At 65.9% G+C, this 22196-nt stretch carries 17 protein-coding genes; 10 read left to right on the top strand and 7 right to left on the bottom strand.

Annotated elements, in window-relative coordinates:
* Positions 1 to 112 precede the first annotated feature (112 nt).
* The 3 genes from ACQ4OD_RS18830 to ACQ4OD_RS18840 form a co-directional block, all read right to left on the bottom strand.
* On the bottom strand, positions 113 to 4963 hold the full coding sequence (locus tag ACQ4OD_RS18830) for an RHS repeat domain-containing protein (RefSeq protein WP_430944740.1): 4851 nt from the start codon (positions 4961 to 4963) through the stop codon (positions 113 to 115).
* Positions 4964 to 5071: 108 nt separating this feature from the next.
* Positions 5072 to 6271, bottom strand: a complete 1200-nt coding sequence (locus ACQ4OD_RS18835; protein ID WP_430944741.1) for an MFS transporter — start codon at positions 6269 to 6271, stop codon at positions 5072 to 5074.
* 107 nt (positions 6272 to 6378) lie between these two features.
* Positions 6379 to 7278, bottom strand: a complete 900-nt coding sequence (locus ACQ4OD_RS18840; protein WP_430944742.1) for a LysR family transcriptional regulator — start codon at positions 7276 to 7278, stop codon at positions 6379 to 6381.
* 76 nt (positions 7279 to 7354) lie between these two features.
* Here ACQ4OD_RS18840 and ACQ4OD_RS18845 point away from each other — a divergent pair, with 76 nt between their 5' ends.
* Entirely contained in the window at positions 7355 to 7684 is a 330-nt protein-coding gene (locus tag ACQ4OD_RS18845) for a cupin domain-containing protein (protein WP_139670871.1), read from the top strand.
* On the opposite strand, the gene ACQ4OD_RS18850 is transcribed toward ACQ4OD_RS18845, so the two are convergent.
* Complete coding sequence (locus ACQ4OD_RS18850) at positions 7675 to 9042, bottom strand: MATE family efflux transporter (RefSeq protein ID WP_277503752.1); 1368 nt, start codon at positions 9040 to 9042, stop codon at positions 7675 to 7677. The two genes, ACQ4OD_RS18845 and ACQ4OD_RS18850, sit on opposite strands and share 10 nt — an antisense overlap.
* Positions 9043 to 9145: 103 nt before the next feature.
* Between ACQ4OD_RS18850 and ACQ4OD_RS18855 the strand changes: the two genes are divergently transcribed.
* The 4 genes from ACQ4OD_RS18855 (at position 9146) to ACQ4OD_RS18870 (ending at position 15294) form a co-directional block, all read left to right on the top strand.
* Positions 9146 to 9739, top strand: coding sequence for a TetR/AcrR family transcriptional regulator (locus ACQ4OD_RS18855; protein ID WP_139670867.1), 594 nt, complete (start codon positions 9146 to 9148; stop codon positions 9737 to 9739).
* Between the two features lie 142 nt (positions 9740 to 9881).
* A complete protein-coding gene (locus ACQ4OD_RS18860; RefSeq protein ID WP_430944743.1) occupies positions 9882 to 12287 on the top strand; it encodes a glucose/quinate/shikimate family membrane-bound PQQ-dependent dehydrogenase in 2406 nt (801 codons plus the stop codon).
* Positions 12288 to 12396: 109 nt separating this feature from the next.
* Positions 12397 to 13647: a carbohydrate porin gene (locus ACQ4OD_RS18865; protein ID WP_430944744.1), complete on the top strand. Its 1251-nt coding sequence runs from the start codon at positions 12397 to 12399 to the stop codon at positions 13645 to 13647.
* Between the two features lie 249 nt (positions 13648 to 13896).
* On the top strand, positions 13897 to 15294 hold the full coding sequence (locus tag ACQ4OD_RS18870) for an APC family permease (RefSeq protein WP_430944745.1): 1398 nt from the start codon (positions 13897 to 13899) through the stop codon (positions 15292 to 15294).
* Positions 15295 to 15300: 6 nt separating this feature from the next.
* Here ACQ4OD_RS18870 and ACQ4OD_RS18875 read toward each other — a convergent pair whose 3' ends face one another.
* Complete coding sequence (locus tag ACQ4OD_RS18875) at positions 15301 to 16314, bottom strand: AraC family transcriptional regulator (RefSeq protein ID WP_139670858.1); 1014 nt, start codon at positions 16312 to 16314, stop codon at positions 15301 to 15303.
* Between the two features lie 170 nt (positions 16315 to 16484).
* Between ACQ4OD_RS18875 and ACQ4OD_RS18880 the strand changes: the two genes are divergently transcribed.
* The 3 genes from ACQ4OD_RS18880 to ACQ4OD_RS18890 are packed head-to-tail and all read left to right on the top strand — an operon-like array spanning position 16485 to position 19132.
* The gene (locus ACQ4OD_RS18880; RefSeq protein ID WP_430944746.1) at positions 16485 to 17669 is read left to right on the top strand and encodes an acetyl-CoA C-acyltransferase family protein; all 1185 of its coding nucleotides are present in this window, start codon (positions 16485 to 16487) and stop codon (positions 17667 to 17669) included.
* Between the two features lie 14 nt (positions 17670 to 17683).
* Complete coding sequence (locus ACQ4OD_RS18885; protein ID WP_430944747.1) at positions 17684 to 18532, top strand: 3-hydroxybutyryl-CoA dehydrogenase; 849 nt, start codon at positions 17684 to 17686, stop codon at positions 18530 to 18532.
* 12 nt (positions 18533 to 18544) lie between these two features.
* Positions 18545 to 19132 (top strand): TetR/AcrR family transcriptional regulator, encoded by a 588-nt coding sequence (locus ACQ4OD_RS18890; protein WP_430944748.1) that lies wholly within the window; start codon positions 18545 to 18547, stop codon positions 19130 to 19132.
* Positions 19133 to 19147: 15 nt separating this feature from the next.
* On the opposite strand, the gene ACQ4OD_RS18895 is transcribed toward ACQ4OD_RS18890, so the two are convergent.
* Together ACQ4OD_RS18895 and ACQ4OD_RS18900 are read right to left on the bottom strand one after the other, a co-directional pair.
* Positions 19148 to 19900, bottom strand: coding sequence for an anti-sigma factor family protein (locus ACQ4OD_RS18895; protein WP_430944749.1), 753 nt, complete (start codon positions 19898 to 19900; stop codon positions 19148 to 19150).
* Positions 19897 to 20415: a sigma-70 family RNA polymerase sigma factor gene (locus ACQ4OD_RS18900; RefSeq protein ID WP_430944750.1), complete on the bottom strand. Its 519-nt coding sequence runs from the start codon at positions 20413 to 20415 to the stop codon at positions 19897 to 19899. The genes ACQ4OD_RS18895 and ACQ4OD_RS18900 overlap by 4 nt, the downstream gene beginning before the upstream one ends.
* Before the next feature lie 133 nt (positions 20416 to 20548).
* On the opposite strand from ACQ4OD_RS18900, the gene ACQ4OD_RS18905 reads away from it, so the two are divergent.
* Both ACQ4OD_RS18905 and ACQ4OD_RS18910 read left to right on the top strand, forming a co-directional pair.
* Entirely contained in the window at positions 20549 to 21595 is a 1047-nt protein-coding gene (locus ACQ4OD_RS18905) for a catalase family peroxidase (protein ID WP_430944751.1), read from the top strand.
* A complete protein-coding gene (locus ACQ4OD_RS18910; protein WP_139670845.1) occupies positions 21592 to 22125 on the top strand; it encodes a cytochrome b in 534 nt (177 codons plus the stop codon). The genes ACQ4OD_RS18905 and ACQ4OD_RS18910 overlap by 4 nt, the downstream gene beginning before the upstream one ends.
* The last annotated feature ends 71 nt before the right edge of the window (positions 22126 to 22196 follow it).

Consider the following 22196-nt stretch of genomic DNA (forward strand, 5'->3'; position numbering starts at 1 on the left):
GTATCTGCAGGTGCGGGCTTGCCCGCGATGGCATTCGATCAAGCAAAGGCTGACGCTTGATGGAACGCTATCGCGGGGCCCCTCCCCCAGCAACGCCTTGGGGGCGGCAAGGTCATGTATTTTTGTAGAAAAAAGTCATGGCGGACCAAGTATTCTTCCACAAATTGACCGTTTTCATCACGTCATCCTCATACGCGTCGGTAAGAATCAGCACGCCGCTTACGCCACTCACGACCGTTTTGACGTCACCAGCGCCCAGCGCCTTGAAGGCCAGCCGCAATGGAGTGTCTTCCTTGACAATGGCCCGCAAAGCCCCCGTGTAATCGTTCCTCATGTTCGGCCGAAAGCGGTCCAACTCCCCGATGCGCAATTCACCCAAGGACTCTTTGACAATGTTGCGTAACGCGCCAGGCACCGGTTTGACCACAGTTTTCGGCAGCCGACCAGGCCCTTGCCGGAGGCTGCGCAAGGCACCGGCACCTTTCTGTATCAGGTGCCGGGCAGCCTGCCTGCCCGAACGCCCCAATTGCACCATGAGCACGGTGATTTTCCTGCCCATTTGTGCCAGCCCACCTGCGATGCCCGTGGCGAACGACACCCAGCCCAGGATCCGTGACGCCTCTGGGTCGCTTTCGGCCACGATCGCCCCGGCAATCGCCGTAGCCGCCGATACCACCGCAAGCGTCACCAGCGCCGCGGTCACCATTAGTGACACACCACCGGTCATCACCGCCGAGAGCACCGTGATCCCACCGAAAATGATCGCGGAGATCAGCGCACCGTGCTTGCCCAAGCTCATCGGTGCCGGTTCGCAGTCCGTATAGTCCCAGTACTGGCGTCGCCGTTTCCATTGCCCGCTCGGGTCGCTGTGATTCACCGGGTCGCCGTCGCAGTAGCCATAGGCGTTCGGCCCGCCCTGGCCGAATGGGCTGGCACCATCCTGGGCCTGGAACTGCATGAGCTGCGGCGCGTACCAACGATAGCCACTGCCCAAAGGATACTGGTCGCCCTCGGCCTCGCGGTACTCACCGTTGTAGCCGTGCAAGGCACCCTGCTCGTCCGAGCTGTGCGCGCCATAGGCGCTGTAAGCGTGGTGTACCGGCTTGCGCGACACCACATCGAAACTGAGCAACACGCTGCCATCGTCATCGCACAGGTTGAACAGGGTGCGCTCGCTGGTGCCGGCCTTGTTCTTCTGTACCTGGCAAGCACTGCTGCCCGGCAGCACGATACGCTGGTCCTTGTGCTCGCCCACCGGGTATTCGCCGCGCACACGGTAGCCTTCGTGGATCAACTGGTGCGGCGTGGCGCCCTCTTTGTCGGTACTGCTGGCCAAGCGGTTCAGCGGGTCGTAGGTGTAGTGCCGCGAGCCGGACTGCACCAGCCGCCCCAGCCAGTCGTAGGCGTAGGTCTTGCCGGCTGCGTCCTTGATCACGCGGCCGGCCGCGTCGTACACGATCGTCACGGCGGGCTTGTAGTCGGCATGGCTATGCTCGACCTTCTGCAGCCGATAGCCCTTGGCGCTGTCGTAGGTATAGGTGGAAGTACAGCTCTGCTTGTCAAAGGTGCTGATGCAGGTTTTCACGTTGCCCAGATTGTCATAGGTGAACGCCTGCATGCTGATCGCCGTGCCCTTGGGCGTCTTCGGCTGCCAGACACCGGTCGAACTGCAGGTTTCCACGGCGCCGCCGACGGTATAGCTGTAGGCGTGCGAGCCCAGCGTTTTCTTGGCCTGCTCGTCGTACAGTTCGATAAACTCCAGCCGCCCTTCGCCACTGTACTCGCGCTTGATGCTCAGATCGAAGGCCTTGTCCAGGGTGAACCTGCGCTGTGTTTCCTGGCCACCGGTGTCGTAGGCATAGGTCACCGTGACCTTGTCGCCACCCAGGGTGATCGTGTCGTTTTCCAGGCGACCACGCTCGTCATAGGTGTGCTGCGTCGTGTGCAGCGTCGTGGTGTCGCCATTGACGACCACCTTGTCGCGCTGCCCTTTGCCGTTGTAGCTGAACACGCTCTTGTTACCGGCCGCGTCGGTTTCAGACAGCAGACGCCCCCCTTCGGAAACGCTGCGGCTCACGGTGGTACTGGCCTTGGCGCTCAGCTTGGCCTGCTGCTTGGTCCATTGATTGCGTTGATGATCGAAGGTGATTACCTGCCCGCCCTCGCTCGCCGTGGCTTGGCTGCTACTGCCATGGGCATAGGTGAACGTCTGTTTGCCCAGCTGCTTGTCATCGGCGCTTTTGCCGCTAACGCTCTTGACCTCGTTGCCCAGCTCGGGGAAATACTCGAACGCCAGCGTGACACCGTCCGCCCCCGTGCGTGACTCCGGCACGTTGCTCTCGTCTGCGTACTCGTAGGTTTCGCTGATATTGCCACGAGTCAGGCGGGTCACCCGGCCTTCCTCATCGAACGCGCGCTCGCCCAGCACCTGGCCATCCAGGCTGATCTTGGTGGGCTCGGTCATCAGCCAGTTGGCGGGATACTCATAGGTGTAGGCATAGGTGGTTTTTTCTTTGGCATCGGCGCTGGCACGCTCATCATGGGCCTGCTTGAGCAGGCGCCCCGCAGCATCATAGGTATAGGTAGTGCACCGCCAACTGCCTGCGCCTTCGATCGTACGGGTGTGTACCTGCGCGGCATGGGTGTAGGTCAGCGTCTCTCGCTGGCACTCTTCGCCCTGGGCATCTGTCCAGACGATGTTGGCCACGGTGTCGTCATCATTGTAGGTGGTGACCTTGCGCTGCTTGTCCGTCGCCCTGCCGCTCCACTCGGTGCGGGTATGCGCCACCGGGTCATACTGGTTGAACACGTGCTGGCCGGTGCTGTAGGTCTGCTGGCACTCCTGGTTCCAATCGTCGTACTTCAGCTCGCACCACTCGCTGACCTGGGTGCCGTCAGCCAGGTAGTCGTAGCGGGTGGTCTTGCTCTTGCGGCCACGGTTGTCATAGTCGACTTTCAGCGTCTGGCGCCAGGGCTTGTTGGCGTCCGTGCGCACGTACTCAGCGATAAGGTTGCCAAGGCCATCGTCTTCGGTAGCCCGTTGCGTGCCATCCGGCTCGATGATCTCCAAACGTCCGGCACTGGGGTAGCTATAGGTGGTCACTTGCTGGTAGGTGTCACTTTGGGCGCAGCGGGTAAGGGTTTTCAGGCGGCCATGTTCGTCATAGGTATAGGTGGTCTGGTTGTCGTGCACATCCGTCTGCGTGATCAGGCGGCCACTGAGAATGCTGGTTGTTTCACTCCCCTCGTTACTCGTTTCGGCACGCCGCTCAAGCTTGTCTACCCGAACTTTAAAATCTTTGCTGCTGATAGGGGCCCACCGACCATCAGCATCTTTATATTGATGAGATATTTGCTCGAGCCTATCTTGATTATCGTACCTTCTGAGCTCGCGCACTTTCGCCACTTGCTCATCAGAAAAGCTCATTACCACAACGGTTGACGACCAAGTTTGACAAGCTCGATATTTATATCGCCTTTTAAGCTTAAAATTTAACTTTCTCCACGCAAGGTTTTCAGGCCCCGGGGTGACACCCATGAACTCAACCTTAATCCCCCCATCATCAAGCGCATCATAAAACGCATCATCAAACGCATAATCATGATCTTTATCATAAAATTTTTCGACTTCTAAATCGGAGCTCTCGAGCTCGAGCCCCGTCATGCTAAAAAAAACTTGAAGGTCTGAAAAATCATTTTCCACTTTAAAAAAGTGCGAAGCACCTGGGGCAATCTTCCCTTCTAGGCGGCCCGAATCAAAATGGCTTTCATCGTTGATTATTCGACACCCTCCACTCGTAGTCGAATACGAAACCTTGGTTACTGCCTTAAAACTATTGGGGCCTGCCTGATTTGAATACTCCTTCGTTATCTCACATGCGCCCTCACTGGTCGTCTCCTTTACTCGCTCATGGGCTTTATCGTAGCGATACACTGTCTTGCACGCCCCGCCTCCCTGGGTGGTAGTGGTTGAGTACTGGCCATCACTGCCGTTGTCCCGCTGATAAGCATAGCTCGTCACAACCGGTTGGCTCGTTCCACCCCGGGGCGTGAGGGTGTGCTGGCTGACACAGGGCAACGCCGACAGTTTGGCGTTATCTTTGAACGTCAGCCCGTTGTCCTTGTAGGCCACCTCCTCCTTCACCTCTTCAAAAGTCGTGAGTTCGTTGAGCAGGCGACCACACTGGGCGTGGTCTTGATATTTGAACTCACACGCTCGGCCATCGGGGGCGTCGACCCGGGTCAAGGCATAGTCCGCCAGGCTCAGTGTGAAGCTCACATGCTCGCTGGCCTCATCCGGCCAATACGCCAGCGTGACCTTGGTATCGGTATAGGTAAGCTTGACCAACGTACGGCTATCGGCCGAGATCTGCGCAAGGCGAATGTAACTGGCTTCAAGTGCCGTCTTTTCCACACCTCGAAGCAATGCGGCATATTTTTTCTTTACCGACGGTTCAAGAGTTTGTTGCTGCCACGTCAGATTTACATTGCCAGTGTGAGAGCCTATGCTCGTGGGCATCCATACCTTGCTGCTTCCCACTTGCTCTAGCCACTCGCGCCGACCACCTGGGTACCTCACTCCGACAAGCGTATCATCGTTGTACCAGATCACCGTTACACCATGTTCCTCAAGGTCCTTGTCTTTCTCAACCCTCAGCACCTCCCCCGAATGCAGCGTCAATTGCTGCTGTTCTTCCCGATAACAGGTAAAGGCAAACGACCAGCCATCCCCCAGTCCGGCATGGTTGTTGACCAAGGGTGAATAGAACAGGCTCATGTCCACCACAGGCCCTTCACCGTCGCCGCCCACAATCGAGGGCAAGGGCACGTAGGCTTCGAACAACCCCGTGCGCGGGTCCACGGCATTGCGCTTCTGCGTGGTGGCATTGAAAATCGGGTGGTTCTGCTGATCGCATGGATCCACCCCGAATGGATGATGGACAACGCTGTTGGTGCTGCTCATGGTTAGCCTCCGTGCCCTGCGTGGTGGGTGTCGCCACAGCGTGCTACGGCAGGGAGGCCAGGGCTACTGGCAAAATTATCAGGTCGGGATGGCTTGAAGTGGTCGCCCTCAGGCCCGCTGCGCCCTCACCACGAACAGCATCAGTGCCACGGCCGGCAACACAGCCCCCAACAGCGCCACCCCATGCCAGCCGAACTGCGCATACACCCCGCTGGCCAGCGCCGAGCCCACGGCGCCGCCGAGGAAGATGCTGGTCATGTACAGGGCATTCAAGCGGCCACGGCTGGCCGGATCCAGCGCGTACACCTCGCGCTGGCCGATGACCAGGTTCATCTGCACGGCAAAATCCAGCAGCACCCCGGTCAGCCCCAGGCCGATCACGCTCATGCCCGCGGTACTCAGGCCGCCGAGCAACGCCAGCGGCGCCAGGCTCAGCGCCAGCAACGAAGCGCGCCGTCCATGTCCGGCATCGGCCAACCGCCCGGCCAACGGCGCCGCCACCGCGCCCACCGCCCCGACCAGGGCGAACAGCGCGATCTGGCTCTGCGACAGGCCATGTTCAGCGGCCAGCGCCAGCGGCACCGCCGTCCAGTACAGGCTGAACGCCGCGAACATCAGCGCCTGGTACAACGCCCGCTGGCGCAACACCGGATAACGGCGCAACAGCACCCGCAACGAGGCCATCAGCTCGGCATAGCTGGCCTTGTGCTCGGGGACGCGGCGCGGCAGGGTCGACGCCAGCAGCAGGATGATCGCCAGCATCAACCCGGCGGCACCGACGAACACCGCACGCCAGCCGAAATGATCCGCCACCAGGCTTGCCAGTGGACGCGCCAGGAGGATCCCCAGCAGCAACCCACCCATGATGTTGCCGACCACCCTGCCACGCTCGCGCTCCGGCGCCAGATGCGCCGCCAGCGGTATCAGCATCTGCACCGCCACCGAACTGAAGCCGATCAGCAACGCGTACAGCAGGAACACCTCGCCCTGCCCATGGCTGCTGGCGCCAGCCAGCAACAGGCTGCCGGCGGCCAGCACCGCCGTGGCGACCATCAGCCGGCGGTTCTCCAGCAGGTCGGCCAACGGCACCAGGAACAACAGGCCCAGGGCGTAGCCGATCTGGGTCAGGGACACGATCAGGCCGGCCTGCTCGGTGGACAGGCCAACGTCCGGGGCGATCAGGCCGACGATGGGTTGCGCGTAGTAGATGTTGGCGACGATGGCGCCGCAGCAGAACGCCAGCAGCATCACCAGGGCGCGACTCAGGCCTGGGGCCGCCGGCTGGGCGACGGCGAGGGAGGGATTCATTCGAGGGTACCTCGGCTTGCGAAAGGATGTGCGCGAAGGGTGACGGACATTCGCCCCGGAGAGAATCCATCGCCCGCGCAACAGGCCTTTGCGCGGCACGCAACGCCTCAGCCTGCCAGCAGCCCCTCACAGAAGGCGACGAACGCCATCACCCGTCGCGAACCACGGTGATTGGGCAGGTACAAGGCGTTGATGCTGGCGTTGGCATTGCCCGGACTCACCGTCCAGTCGGCGAACAGCCGTTGCAGGCGCCCGGCCTCGACATCCTCGCGCACCAGCCAGTCGGCCAGCAACGCCACCCCACTGCCAGCAATCGCCGCCTCGCGCAACAGGTCGGCATTGGCGCTGCGCAGCGGGCCGCTGATATCCAGTTCCAGGCATTGCTCGCCCTGGCTCAGGCGCCAGGGCCGCGCCGACTGGCCGTAACGAAAACGCAGGCAGGCGTGATCGGCCAGTTGTCGCGGTTCGCCGAGCGGCGGGTGCTGACGCAGGTACGCGGGGCTTGCCACCAGCCAACGCTCGAAGCAGCCCAGCGGCCGGCACACCAGTTCATCGCCGGGCGCCGGTTCGCCCAGGCGGATGGCCAAGTCGTAGCGCCCGTCGAGCAGGTCGTCGAAACGGTCGCTGAGGTCGATGTCCAGCTCCAGGGCCGGGTGACGGGCGAGAAACGCCCCCAGGTGCGGGGCAATCACCCGCCGGCCGAACTCCACCGGCAGACACAGGCGCAGCACCCCCACCGGCTCCTCGCCACGGTCGGCGACGCTGGCGTCGGCTTCGGCCAGCGCCTCGAGGATCTCGCGGGCGCGCTGGTAGTAGCTGATGCCGGCCTCGGTCAGGCTGACCTGGCGGGTGGAGCGGTTGAGCAGGCTGGCCCCGAGCGCCTGTTCGAGGGCATCGACCTGGCGGGTCACCGAAGACGTCGCCACCCCCAGCCTGCGCGCGGCGGCGGAAAAACCCCCGGTCTCGGCGGTGGCCATGAACACCTTGATCGCCAGCAGCTTGTCCATCGTGGTTTTCCGTGGGGCAAAAGCCGAAACCTTCCTACAATTGCCCCTCTGCAATCAACCACCCGCGAGCCGTCCCATGCCAGACAACCTGTTCACCGCCCTGCCACCGCTGGCCCCCGAGGCCGATGAGCAATTCACCGAACTGCTGCGGCGGCCGGGCTTGCGCATCGAACGCATCGTCTCCAGCGGCCAGGCCAGCCCTGAGGGGTTCTGGTACGACCAGGCCGAGGGCGAATGGGTGGTCGTGCTCAGCGGCAGCGCCGGGCTGCGCCTGGAGCACGAGACGCACACCCGCGTGCTGCGCGCAGGCGACCACCTGGACATCCCGCCCCGCTGCCGCCACCGCGTGGAGTGGACCGAGCCCGGCGTGGCCACGGTGTGGCTGGCGGTTTTCTATCAGGGCTGAACCAGCGCCGCGGTGAGCGGCCTTGCCTGCAGCCGATAGAAACGCCACGGCAGCAGCACCGCCGACACCGCCAGGCCACAGGCGAAGCCCACCCACACACCCACCGGGCCCAGCGCGGAATGGAAGGCCAGCCAGTAGCTCATCGGCAGCGCCAGCAACCAGTAGCTGACCAAGGTCACCCCCACCGGCCAGCGGTAGTCCTGCAGGCCACGCAAGGCGCCCAGCGCGGTGGATTGCAGGCCGTCGGCCACCTGCATCGCCGCGACCACCACGAACATCGGCACGGCGATGGCGATGACCTGCGGGTCGTCGCTCATGGCTTCGGCGATGCGCCGCCCGAACAGCGCCAGCAGCACGGTGGCCACCAGCATCCAGGCGGTGACGCTGGCGAAGGTGGCGCTGCCGATGGCGCGGATGCGCGCCGTCTCGCCGCGGCCCTGGGCCTGGCTGATGCGAATGCTCACCGCCGCGGCCATGCCCAGCGGCAGCATGTACAGCAGCGCGCCGATCGACTGCACCACCTGGTTGGCGGCCAACGCGGCATTGCCCAGCCAGCCAAGCATCCATGCCGCGATCACCACCGCGCCGGCCTCGGCCAGGTAGCCCAGCCCCAGTGGCCAGCCCTCGCCAAGCAGCGTGCGCCAGGACAAGTGCGGCCCCTGTGGCGCCTGGCGATAGCGCGCCAACGACGGCGCCATCCGCCAATAGGCCAGGGCCAGCACCACCGCCAGCGACTCGGCGATCACCCCGGCGATGCCCGCACCCAGCAACCCCAGCGCCGGCAAGCCGAAATGCCCATGGATCAGGCCATAGCTCAGCGGCAGGTTGAACAGCACCGCGCTCATCACCAGCAGCACGGCCACCCAAGGCCGGCCGATGGCCTCCAGCACGTCCTTGAACACCACTGCCAGGCAGTACGGGATCAGGAACACGGCCATGGCCTGCCAGTATGGCGTCAGCAGGGCCACGTCCGGCAGCGGCACGCCCAGCCATTGCACCAGCGGCAGCGTGGTCAGCATGGCCAGGCAGCCGAGGATGCCTACCAGCAGCCCATAGCCGAGGCCGCCACGCAGCGTGCGCGCCACCTCGCCCGGATCATCGGCTCCGAAGGCGTGGCCGACGCGCACACTGAGGGTGGCGAGCATGCCGTACAGCCCGGCATGGAAAATCAGCCCGGCACTGCTGGTCAGCGCGACACAGGCCAGCACCAGCGTGCCCAGCGAAGCCAGCAGCACGGTGTCGGTCAGGCTGATCAGCTCGGCCGCCGACAGGCCCAACACCAGCGGCAGTGCCAGGCGCAGCAGGCCCGGCAGCTCGCCCAGCCAGGCAGTGGGTTTACGCGAAACGAGGGCAGACACTGTGACAACCTCCAATTGACATACGCCGCGTATGCTAATGCCATTTATTGACATACGCAACGTATGCTAATTTGCATCCATCGTTTTTTTCATCGGAGCCTCAATGCCCACCCCACGCCGCAGCCGCGCCGCCATGAGCGCCGACACCACCGAACGGCTGATCGCCGTTGCCCGTCGCCAGTTCGCCGAAAAAGGCTTTGCCGCCGTGGTGATGGACGAACTGTGCGCTGAAGCCGACCTCACCCGCGGCGCCCTGCACCACCACTTCGGCGGCAAGGCCGGGCTGTTCACCGCCGTGGTGCAACACCTGCTCGACGAGATCAACCAGGCCATCGATGCCCGCTACGCCACCCACGCCGATCCGTGGGAGGGCTATATCGACACCTGCCTGTACTACTACGACCTGCTGCATGAACCAGCACTGCGGCGCATCCTGTTGCAGGATGCCCCCGGCGTGCTCGGCCCGCGCCTGCGCGAGATGGAAGAGGCCAGCTACATCGGTCCCATGGCTCAGGGCCTGGTCGAGTTGCAGCAGGCCGGCAGGCTGCGCGCGTTCGATGCCGTGGCCATGGCCCACCTGCTCAACGGCGCCATGGGCGACAGCGGTATCTGGGTGATTGCCCAGGACGATCCGCAGGCGGCCGCCGAACGCGTGAAAGGGGCGTTGCGCTGCGTGCTGGAGGGGTTGCAGGCCTGACGCCATTGGCATGTTGCAGCGCAGGGGCTCCAGCAGGTCTGCACGCCCCTGCGACAATCGGTCCCGATTTAAAATGTACTAACTTGTTAATTAGCTTGCTAAGGGATTAAACTGCCGGCATTCCACCTGCGAGATCCCTGGCATGAAAGACTCCCCCCGCGCCCGTGGCGCCTCAACCTTCATCCTGGTCGGCCTGGGCGTTGTCATCGCCCTGCTCGGCCTGCTCCTGGCCGCCGGCGGCCTCAAGCTGGCCGGCCTGGGCGGTTCCTGGTACTTCCTGACCGGCGGCCTGGCCATGGCCCTCGCCGGCCTGCTCATCGCCCGAGGCAAACCCGCCGGCGCCTGGTTGTACGCCCTGTTCCTCGCCGGCACCGCGATCTGGGCCGTGGCCGACAGCGGACTGGTGTTCTGGCCGCTGTTCTCGCGCCTGTTCATGTTCGCCGCCATCGGCCTGGTGGTCGCGCTGGTTTACCCGCTACTGGTGCGCCACAAGGCGCGCGGTGCCTATGGCATCGCCGGCTTGCTGGCCGTGGCCCTGGCCATCGCCGCCGGCAACATGTTCGTTGCCCACCCCAGCGTCGCCCCCACCGGCAACGGCCCGGGCATGACCCCGGTGGAGCCCGGCCAGCAACAGAAGGACTGGGCCCACTACGGCAACACCGAAGGCGGCAGCCGTTTCGCCGCCCTGGACCAGATCAACCGCGGCAACGTCGACAAGCTCAAGGTCGCCTGGACCTACCACACCGGCGACGTCGCCCTCAGCGACGGCAATGGCGCCGAAGACCAGCTCACCCCGCTGCAGGTCGGCGACAAGGTGTTCATCTGCACCCCGCACAACAACCTGATCGCGCTGGACGCCGACACCGGCAAGCAGCTGTGGAAGAACGCCATTAACGCCCAGTCCAAGGTCTGGCAGCGTTGCCGTGGCATGGCCTACTTCGACGCCACCACGCCGATCGCCCAACCGAGCCAGCCGAACAGTTCACCGATCACTCTGGCCAGCGTGCCGGCCGGCGCCAACTGCCAGCGCCGCCTGCTGACCAACACCATCGATGGCCGCCTGATCGCCGTCGACGCCGACACCGGCGCGTTCTGCCAGGGCTTCGGCGAAAACGGCCAGGTCGACCTCAAGGCCGGCCTGGGCGATGTCCCGGATTCCTACTACCAGCTGTCCTCGGCACCGCTGATGGCCGGTACTACCGTGGTGGTCGGCGGACGCGTGGCCGACAACGTGCAGACCGACATGCCCGGCGGCGTCATCCGTGGCTTCGACGTGATCAGCGGGGCCCAGCGCTGGGCCTTCGACCCCGGCAACCCGGAAGACCGCGCTGCCCCGCAAGGCGACGGCACCTACGTGCGCAGCACTCCCAACAGCTGGGCGCCGATGTCGTACGATCCGGCGATGAACACCGTGTTCTTGCCGATGGGCTCCTCGTCCACCGATATCTACGGCGTGGAGCGCAGCAGGCTTGACCACACCTACGGCGCCTCGGTGCTGGCCCTGGACGCCACCACCGGCAACCAGAAGTGGGTCTACCAGACCGTGCACAACGACCTCTGGGACTTCGACCTGCCGATGCAGCCAAGCCTGATCGACTTCACCAAGGATGACGGCAGCAGCGTGCCGGCCGTGGTGATCGGCACCAAGGCCGGGCAGATCTACGTGCTCGACCGCGCCACCGGCAAGCCGCTCACGCAGGTCGATGAAGTGCCGGTCAAGCCAAGCAACATCCCCAACGAGCCATACTCGCCAACCCAGCCGAAATCGGTAGGCATGCCGCAGATCGGCGCGCAGACCCTGACCGAGTCGGACATGTGGGGCGCCACGCCCTATGACCAGCTGCTGTGCCGCATCGACTTCAAGAAGATGCGCTACGACGGCCTCTACACCGCGCCCGGCACCGACCTGTCGCTGAGCTTCCCGGGCTCGCTGGGCGGGATGAACTGGGGCAGCATTTCCACCGACCCGGTGCATGGTTTCATCTTCGTCAACGACATGCGCCTGGGCCTGTGGATCCAGATGATCCCGTCGCAGAACAAGGGTGATGCCGCCGCCGGTGGCGAGGCGTTGAATACCGGCATGGGCGCGGTGCCGCTCAAGGGCACCCCGTATGCGGTGAACAAGAACCGCTTCCTGTCGGTGGCTGGCATCCCGTGCCAGGCACCGCCGTTCGGTACCCTGACCGCCATCGACATGAAGACCCGCCAGGTCGCCTGGCAGGTGCCGGTGGGCACCGTCGAGGACACCGGCCCCCTGGGCATCCGCATGCACCTGCCGATCAAGATCGGCCTGCCGACGCTCGGCGGCACCCTGTCCACCCAGGGCGGCCTGGTGTTCATCGCCGGCACCCAGGATTTCTACCTGCGCGCCTACGACAGCAGCAACGGCAGCGAGATCTGGAAAGCCCGCCTGCCGGTCGGCAGCCAGGGCGGCCCGATGACCTATGTGTCGCCCAGGACCGGCAAGCAGTACGTGGTGGTCACTGCCGGCGGTGCGCGCCAGTCGACCGACCGCGGCGACTATGTGATGGCGTACGCATTGCCATAAATCGCGTCGCCTGTATCGCCGGCAAGCCGGCTCCCACAGGGTGCGCGCACTCACTGTGGGAGCCGGCTTGCCGGCGATGAGGCCCTTTCAGACCACCCGAGACTTCGCAATGTCATCCGTTTCACGCCTCACCCCCACCCTGCTCCTTGCCCTCGCCAGCACCACTGCATTCGCCGCCGACAACACCCTGACCGGCGACTGGGGCGGCCTGCGCCACCAGCTCGCGGCAGACGGCATCACCTTCACCGGCGACTACAGCGGCGAGACCGCCTACAACGCCCACGGCGGCTTGCACCGTTCGGCCCGCTACTCGCAGAACCTCAAGCTGGGCGCGCAGTTCGACCTGTCGAAACTGTACGGCCTCGACAACGGCGGCAAGGTCCAGCTGACCATCAACGACCGCCGCGGCAACAGCGCCTCGGAGGACCTGGTGGGCAACCGCCTGCCGATCCAGGAAAACCACGGTGGCCTCTACACCCGCCTCACCGAACTGAGCTACGAGCGCAACCTGTCGCCTTCGCTCAACCTCAAGCTCGGCTACATGGCCATGGGCAACGACCTCGGCGGGCTGGACAGCGGCATCCTGTGCAACTTCATGAACGCCGGCTTCTGCGGCCACCCGCTGAACATGTCCGGCGGCAGCGGCTGGACCAACTACCCCAACGCTCACCTCGGCGCGCGGCTCAAGTACGACCTGGCGCCGGACTGGCAACTGCGCGTTGCGGCGTTCAACGTCGCCCCCGAGAGCAACGGCAATTCCAGCCGTGCCTGGCACCTGGGGCCCAAGCACAGCACCGGCACCGTGCTCCCGCTGGAACTGGTGTACAAGCTGCGTGGCGAGCTGCCGGGCGAATACAAGGTCGGCTACTACTACGACAGCTCGAACGTGAAACGCATCGGCAGCAGCGAGGAAGTCGCCGGTCGCGGTGGCCATTACCTGCTGGTCGACCAGGCCGTGTGGAACGACCCGGCATTACCAGGGCGCAGCCTGCACGCCTTTGGCCAGTACTCGGCGTCGAGCAAGGCCGCCTCGCCATTCACCAAGTGGTACGGTGCCGGCATGGTGCTGTACCAGCCGTTCGCGGGCCGGCCTCGGGATACCGTGGCGCTGGGTTACGGGCGCGCAGTGCCGAACCCGCGCAGCCGCGACGTGCTCGAGAATGCCGCATTCAATGCCGGCCAGCCATTCCCCGACATCGACAGCGCCGAGCAACTGATTGAGCTGAGCTACGGCTACCAGGCCACGCCGTGGCTGAACCTGCGCCCGGACGTGCAGTACATCGTCGAGCCGGGGGCGTTTTCCGGGAAGGACATCGACAACGCGCTGGTGCTCGGCTTGCAGGTCAAGGCGACATTCTGAGCACCAGGGCCGCCCTGCGGCCCTTTCGCCGGCAAGCCGGCTCCCACACCGACCGCGCAAACCTCAAGCCTTGCGCTGTCCCTGTGGGAGCCAGCTTGTCGTGGCGACGAACCACGGCGAAAGGAATGCGCAACAACCCCCGGCCAACCCAGCTTTTTCCTCTGCACCAACCACATATTTACTAATTTCCCCGCCTGCCACCCTGTCCCAGTATCTGCGCACTAAAACAACAAAGAGCGGGGAACTGTCATGAGTGCAAGTGCGTCCGTGCCTGCCAGCGTGCAGCACGATCAAGCCGGCTTTCGCCGGGTCCTGGGGCTGGGCTCGCTGCTGGCGGTAGCCGTCGGCCTGGTGGTGTCGCAAGGGGTGATGGTGATGATGCTGCAGGGGGTCGGCGCCGCCGGCCTGGGCTTCATCGTGCCGTTGGGGCTGGCCTACCTGCTGGCCCTGAGCTATGCGTTCTCTTTCTCCGAGTTGGCCCTGCTGGTGCCGCGCGCCGGCAGCCTGTCGAGCTACACCGAGGTGGCGCTGGGGCACTTCCCGGCAATCCTCGCGACCTTCTCCGGCTACGTGGTGGTGGCCATGTTCGCCCTGTCGGCCGAGTTGCTGCTGCTCGACCTGATCGTCGGCAAGGTCTACCCCGGGGTGTTCCCGCAGTATTCGGTGGCCTTCGGCGTACTTGCCCTGTTCACCGCCCTCAACCTCATGGGCATCGACCTCTTCGCCAAGCTGCAAAGCGCCATGGCCGTGGTCATGGTGATCGTGCTGCTGATCCTCGGCGTCGCCGCGATCAGAGAAGGGCATGCCGACGGCGTCACCACCACCCTGCTGCAGGGCGACTGGAACCCCATGGGCGCCGGGGTGCTGGCCCTGACCGCCATGGCCGTATGGGGCTTCGTCGGCGCCGAGTTCGTCTGCTCGCTGGTGGAGGAAACCCGCAAGCCCGAGCGCAACATCCCGCGCGCGATGATCATCGGCCTGACCGTGATCTTCGCCACCATCGGCCTGTACGGCCTCGGCGCGCTGTTCCTGGTGCCACGCGAGGCGCTGGGCAGCGATGCCCTGCCCCACTACCTGTTCGCCACCACGGTGTTCGGCAAGACCGGCGAGGTGTTCCTGGTGATCGCCGCAGTCACCGCCACCTGCAGCACCCTCAACACCTCGCTGGCGGCCATCCCGCGCATGCTCTACGGCATGGCCTGCAATGGCCAGGCGTTCCCCCAGTTCAAGCAGCTCAGCCCGCGCGCCCGTACACCTTGGGTCGCCGTGCTGTTCGTGGCGGCGATCACCGGGCTGCCGATCCTGCTGATGGGCCAGGACGCTGCGGCGATCAACCTGTTGCTGCTGGCCGCCGCGCTGGCCTGGCTGCTGGCCTACATCATCGTGCACCTGGACGTGATCGCCCTGCGCCATCGTTACCCGCACCTGGCGCGGCCGTTCCGCACGCCGTTCTATCCGCTGCCGCAACTGTTCGGCATCGGCGGCATGCTGTATGCGATCTGGAACGCATCGCCCAGCCCCGAGATGAGCCTGAAGATCTACGGCACCGCCGGGCTGGTGCTGGCGGTGGTTTCACTGATCGCGGTGGTGTGGATCAAAGCGGTGATGAAGAAGCCGTTGTTCAAGCCCGAGCCCTTGCGGCACTGACTGCCATCAAGCCGATGCGGCGCGCCTGGCCCGGTAGCTGCCCGGGCTTTGCCCGGTCCACTTCTTGAACGCCCGGTGAAACGCGCTGGGCTCCTGGAAGCCGGTGTGCTCGGCGATCTCGGCGATGCTCAGATGGCCTTCGCGCAGCAGCTCGAAGGCCATTGCCCGGCGCACCTCGTCCTTGATCTGCTGGTAGGAGCGCCCCTCGCGCTCCAGCTGGCGGCGAAAGCTGCTGGCGCTGAGCTTCTGCCGTGCGGCCATGGCGTCGAGCGTCGGCCACTGTCCGTAATGCAGGGCGCGCAAATGCCGATAGACCTCCGCCACCCGGCCATTCTGGTTGCGAAAGCGGATCACCAGCCCCTGCGGCGCGCTGCGCAGAAAGCCCTTCAACCCCGCCAGATCCTGCACCACCGGCAGGCGCAGCCAAGCGCTGTCGAACTCCACCTCGGTGCGCCCGCTGCCCAGGCGCAGGTCCGGCCCCCAGAGCAATGCGTCATCCTCCTGCGCCGGGCGCGCCAGGGCCAGTTCGGTACGGTCTATGGCGATGCGCCGGCCGGCCAGCCAGCACAGCAGGCCGATCACTAGCACCAGGTAGGTTTCCTCGGCGTAGACCCGGGTCAGCGGATCGGCGATGCTCGACTGCACACTGATCACGGTGCGCGCGCCACGCACCGTGACATTGCCGTTCAGGTCACGCAGGAACAGGGCGAAACTGCCCAGGCACTGGCGCAGCGCCTTGCCCAGGGTCGGTTCCTGGATCAACCCGCGGCAGATCAGGGCGAAGCTGCCCAGGGGCATGCCGTGGCTGTCGAGTTGGAAGAACTCATCGTGCAGCTCGTCGATCAGCGCCAGCCACAGCTGGGCGAAGGCCTTGGCCGGCACCCGCGCCAGCGGCTGGGCCAGTACCTGCGGGTCGATGCCCACCGCCCGCAGATGGGCGTCCCGCGCCTGGGGCCGGTCGCGCAGGGCGTGGACCATGGCATTGAGGAAGTACACCGCGACCGTGTCGCTATCGCGCATGGCAAATGTCCGCTGTCTATGCTGAGTGGCAAAAAATGCCAGGTTGTCTGAACAGATCCGGCATAGGCCGCCCGCGGGCCTTTGCCTAGACTCGATCCACCCCGCAGGGTGTGGGCGCCATTCTCGCAGAGCCTCCCGCGCCCCGCCACGCCTTCGAATACGGAGCCCCCATGAGCAGCACAGAAATCTTCGTCGTCAGTGCGGTACGTTCGGCCATCGGCAGCTTCGGCGGTTCGCTCAAGGACCTGCCCCTGGCCGACCTCGCCACCCAGGTCACCCGCGCCGCCATCGAGCGTTCGGGCGTGTCCGCCGAGCAGATCGGCCACGTGGTGATGGGCAACGTGATCCCCACCGAACCACGCGATGCCTACCTGGGCCGGGTCGCGGCAATGAACGCCGGCATTCCCAAGGAAACCCCGGCCTTCAGCGTCAACCGCCTGTGTGGCTCGGGCCTGCAGGCCATCGTCTCGGCTGCCCAGGGCCTGCTGCTGGGTGACAGCGACATCGCCCTGGCCGCCGGCGCCGAAGCCATGAGCCGCGGCCCCTACCTGCTGCCGCAGGCGCGCTGGGGCGCACGCATGGGCGACCTGCAGGGCATCGACTACATGGTCGGCATCCTCCAGGACCCGTTCGAGCACTTCCACATGGGCATCACCGCCGAGAACGTCGCGGCGGCCCATGGCATCAGCCGCCAGATGCAGGATGAAGTCGCCCTGACCAGCCAGCACCGCGCCGCCCGCGCCATCGCCGAAGGCCGCTTCGACGGCCAGATCGTGCCGATCGAGATCAAGACTCGCAAAGGCAGCGTGCAGTTCGCCGTGGACGAGAACGTGCGCACCGATGCCAGCGCCGAACAACTGGCGGACATGAAGCCGGTGTTCAAGAAGGACGGCACGGTCACCGCCGGCAACGCCAGCAGCATCAACGACGGCGCCGCCGGCCTGGTCCTGGCCAGCGGCGACGCCGTGCGCCGCCAGGGCCTCAAGCCGCTGGCGCGGATCGTCGCCTACGCCCACGCCGGCGTGGAGCCGGCGCTGATGGGCCTGGGCCCGATCCCGGCGACGCAGAAGGTGCTGGAGAAAGCCGGCCTGAAGGTCAGCGACCTGGACGTGATCGAGTCCAACGAAGCTTTCGCCTCGCAGGCCTGTGCCGTGGCCCGCGCCCTGGGCTTCGACCCGGAAAAGGTCAACCCCAACGGCTCGGGCATTTCCCTCGGCCACCCGGTCGGCGCCACCGGCGCAATCATCGCCACCAAGGCCATCCATGAACTGCACCGCGTGCAGGGCCGCTACGCCCTGGCCACCATGTGCATCGGTGGCGGTCAAGGCATCGCCATCGTCTTCGAACGCGTTTGACAGGAGTCAGCAGCATGAACATCGAACACATCGCCGTGATCGGCGCAGGCACCATGGGCAACGGCATCGCCCAGGTGTGCGCGCTGGCCGGCTACCAGGTCCTGCTGGTGGACGTTTCCGACGCGGCGCTGGAGCGTGGCGTGGCGACCCTGGGCAAGAACCTCGAGCGCCAGGTCGGCAAGGGCACCATCGACGCCGACAAGGCCAGCGCGGCCAAGGCGCGCATCCGCACCAGCACCGACTACGCCCAGCTGGCCAGCGCGCAACTGGTGATCGAGGCGGCCACCGAGAACCTCGCCCTCAAGCAGCGCATCCTGCAGCAGGTGGCGGCCAACGTCGGCGCCGAGTGCCTGCTTGCCACCAACACCTCGTCGCTGTCGGTGACCCAACTGGCGGCCAGCATCGAGCAGCCGCAGCGCTTCATCGGTGTGCACTTCTTCAACCCGGTGCCAATGATGGCGCTGGTCGAGATCATCCGTGGCCTGCAGACCAGCGACGCGACCTATGCCCAGGCATTGCTGGTCACCGAGCGGCTCGGCAAGACCCCGATCACCGCCGGCAACCGCCCAGGCTTCGTGGTCAACCGCATCCTGGTGCCAATGATCAACGAAGCGATCTTCGTGTTCCAGGAAGGCCTGGCCAGCGCCGAGGACATCGACACCGGCATGCGCCTGGGCTGCAACCAGCCGATCGGCCCGCTGGCCCTGGCCGACCTGGTGGGCCTGGACACGCTGCTGGCGATCATGGAGGCCTTCCATGAAGGCTTCAACGACAGCAAGTACCGCCCCGCGCCGCTGCTCAAGGAAATGGTTGCCGCCGGCTACCTGGGGCGCAAGAGCGGCCGCGGCTTCTTCACCTACTAGAGGAACCGCGCCATGGCCCCGGTCACTGCGGCGCCGCGCTGCGCCAACTTCGAGGAGCGGCGTGACCGGGCCATGGCCCTGTTCGCCGAGAAAGGCTTCGGCCAGGTCAGCATGCGTGAGCTGGCGGCACACGTGGGCTTGACTGCGGGCTCGCTGTACCACCATTTCCCCAGCAAGCAGGACCTTTTGTACGACCTTATCGAGGAGTTGTACGAGGAGCTGCAGGCCACCCTCAACCAGGGGCGCCGGGCGCGGGCCCAGGGCAAGCCGGTGCTGGCCTGCCTGATCGCCGCGCACTGGCAGTTGCATGGCGAGCGGCCGTTGCAGTTCCGCCTGGCCGAGCGGGATTTCTGCTGCCTGAGCGAGGACCAACAGGCGCGCCTTGCGGCTTTGCGCGAGCGCTACGAAACCGGGCTGCTGCGCCTGATTGCGCCACAGGCGCGGTTGGCCGGGGAAACCTTGGCGGCCACCGGGCATGTGCTGGCAACGCTGTTGAACCAGTTGCCCGGGATGTTGCGCGGCAAGGGCCTGGGTGAAGCCGAGGGCATGGGCTTGATGGAGGGTCTGGTGGTGGGCGCCATGGAAAGGACACTCGGTTAGCGCCTTGATCACGCCCTACAGACTGACCCCCAACGCCTGCCGCAGCTCCTCGCCACGGGCATCGTCCGCCGCGCTGACCAGGGCAAAGTTGTAATCGCCATGGGACCAGTAGCGAGCCTCCAGCTGGCCATCGGTGCGCTGGCCGGTAGGCATGCGCTCGAAATGCTCGCCGGGAGAGCGCAGGAACAGGCTGATGCGCTGCCCCTGGCGATCCTCGAACACCAGCAACGCCGCTGGCCCCGCCTCGTTGCTCAACAGCCGAGCCCCTACCGGCTGGAAGCCATAACCCGCCAGGTCCGGCAAGCGGCCGACACGGTTGAAGTGGGTTCTCAGCCAAGCCTGCAGGCGTGCCGGCTCGCGGGCCTCGATGTCCAGTGTGCTGGCCTCGGCGAACAACCTGTGGGCCTGCACCGCGTCGGCCATGGGCAGCATGCCGGCGAACAGCGTCGCCTCACGCGCCTGCCAGCCGCCCAACCCGCCCAGGCCTACCGCCAGCATCAGCACCGCCGCTACTGCCAGGCGGCGCTGCCGGCGTTGACGCAGGCGGCGACGCAGCGGCGCCAGGTCAAGCTCCGGATCGCTCGGCCGCTCGCCAAAGCCGGCCAGGGCTGCCCGCAGGCGTCGGGCATCGGCACGCCAGGCCTCGATGCGCACGGCCTCCTGCGGATTGGCGGCCAGCCAGGCCTCCACCTCGGCCCGGCGCGCCGGCTCCAGGCGCTCGTCGACATAGGCGTGCAGTTCGTGCTCGGTGGGGATCAGGCGTGTCATTTGAGTCTCCGCAGGGCCGGGGGCGTAGGGCTGCCCTCGGTCAGTTCACGCAGGGCGGCACGGGCACGCGACAGGCGCGACATCACCGTGCCGATGGGGATGCCAAGCGTCTCGGCCGCCTCCTTGTAGCTCAAGCCTTCGACACTGACCAGCAACAGCAATGCCCGCTGCTCGGGCGACAAGCGGGCGAAGGCCTGCAGGTCGGCCTGGGCCAGCACGATGCTCTCGATCTCGCCGCCCGCCGCTTCCTCGGCCTGGCCCCGGCCGAACCAGGCCAGCCAGCGCGCATGCAGGCGCTCGCGGCGCTTGCCGTCGAGGAACAACCGGTAAAGGATGGTGAACAGCCAGGGGCGCAGGCTGTCGGCATCACGCTGCTGGCCGCGACGGTTCAAGGCGCGCTCGACCGTGGCCTGGACCAGGTCGTCGGCGGTACCGGGCTCGCGGGTCAGCCACAGGGCAAAGCGGCGCAGGCGCTGCAGCAGCTCGCGCCATTGTTGGTCGTCCAGATCGTGCATGGTCGGGTTCCGGGGCCCTGCGGGCTGTCAGTGTACAAGGCAGACGCGCGGGCACGGAATCTATTCCCCCGCCGGGAATAAATCGTTTGCCCCTGCGTCGTACCGGTTCATTCCACCTGACCGGACCGTTCCCATGACTACTCCCCTGCACGGCCCCGCCAAGGCCCTGCGCCTGGCCGCCATCGCTGCCACGCTGGCCGCCCTGGGCGCAGGCTTCGCCTACGCCGCCGGCTGGATCGACGCGCCAAGGCTGACCCCGCAGCGCATCATCGACACCTTCGAAGCCCAGGCCGGCCACCACCCCGGCTACCGGAAGAACCATGCCAAGGGCCTGTGTGTCAGCGGTTACTTCCAGGCCAGCGGCCAGGCCGCCTCGCTGTCCCGCGCCCGGGTGTTCAGCCAGCAGAAGGTGCCGGTGATCGGCCGTTTCGCCATCGGCGGCGCCAATCCGTTCGCGCCGGACACCGCCATACCGGTGCGCAGCCTGGCGGTGCAGTTGACCAGCGACGACGGCCAGGTCTGGCGCACCGGCATGAACAACCCGCCGGTACTGGCCGTAAGCACGGTCGAAGGTTTCTATGAACAGGTCCTGGCCGGCGCTCCGGACCCGGCCACCGGCAAACCCGACCCGGCCAGGCTGCAAGCCTTCTTCGCCGCCCACCCGGAGAGCGCGGCGTTTCGCCAATGGGCGGCCAGCTACAAGCCCAGCGACAGTTTCGCCAACACCGCCTACAACAGCATCAACGCCTTCCGCCTGATCGATGCCAACGGCCAGGCGCACCCGGTGCGCTGGACACTGGAGCCGCAGGCCGCTTACGCCGCTTTGCCCGCGCAGGTCGACGACAAGCAGTTCCTGCAACACGATCTGCAGCAACGCCTGGCGCAGGGCCCGCTGCGCTGGACCCTGCGCCTGACCCTGGCCGAGCCCGGCGATCCGGTGGACGACCCTGCCCGTCCCTGGCCCGCCGAACGCCGCAGCCTCGATGCCGGCACCCTGGTCCTGGAGCAGGTCGACGGCCCCGAGCAAGGCGCCTGCCGCGACCTGAACTTCGACCCGCTGATCCTGCCCCACGGCATCGAACCCTCCGCCGACCCGATCCTCGCCGCCCGCTCGGCCGCCTATTCGGTGTCGTTCAACCGCCGCAGCCACGAGTCGCTGACCGAAGGAGCCCGCCCATGAGCGCCACTGCCTTTCACCCCCTGGCCCGGCTGCTGCACTGGCTGATGGCCGTGCTGATCCTGGCCATGCTGTTCATCGGCGTGAGCATGGTCGCCGACCTGTCGCCCCGCCACCCGTGGCTGGTCGAGCTGCACAAGGCCACTGGCCTGGCCCTGCTGGTGCTGGTGATCCTGCGCATCGTCCTGCGCCTGAGCCTGGCGCACCCGCCGCTGCCTCGCGACCTGCCTCCCCTGCAGCGCCTGGCCGCCGGCGCCTCGCACCTGCTGCTGTATGGGCTGATGCTGGCCATGCCGCTGCTCGGCTGGGCGATGCTCTCCGCAGGCGGTTACCCCCGCCCGCTGCAACTGCCCGCCATCGCCCCCCACGACCTGCAGCTCTACGCCCTGCTACGCCAGGCCCACGGCTGGGCCGGCTACCTGCTGTTCGCCACGGTGCTGGCGCACCTGGGCGCGGCCCTGGTACATGGCCTGGTGCGTCGCGACGGCGTCTTGCGTAGCATGTGGCCAGGCCCATTGCGTCGCGGTGAATGAGCACCGCCGGGGCTCGACAAACATAAATAATAATCACTAACATCGGCGCTCATTTCGTCGAGCTGCCCTGG

Source organism: Pseudomonas sp. WC1 (assembly GCF_050586565.1).
Taxonomy (GTDB): Bacteria; Pseudomonadota; Gammaproteobacteria; order Pseudomonadales; family Pseudomonadaceae; genus Aquipseudomonas.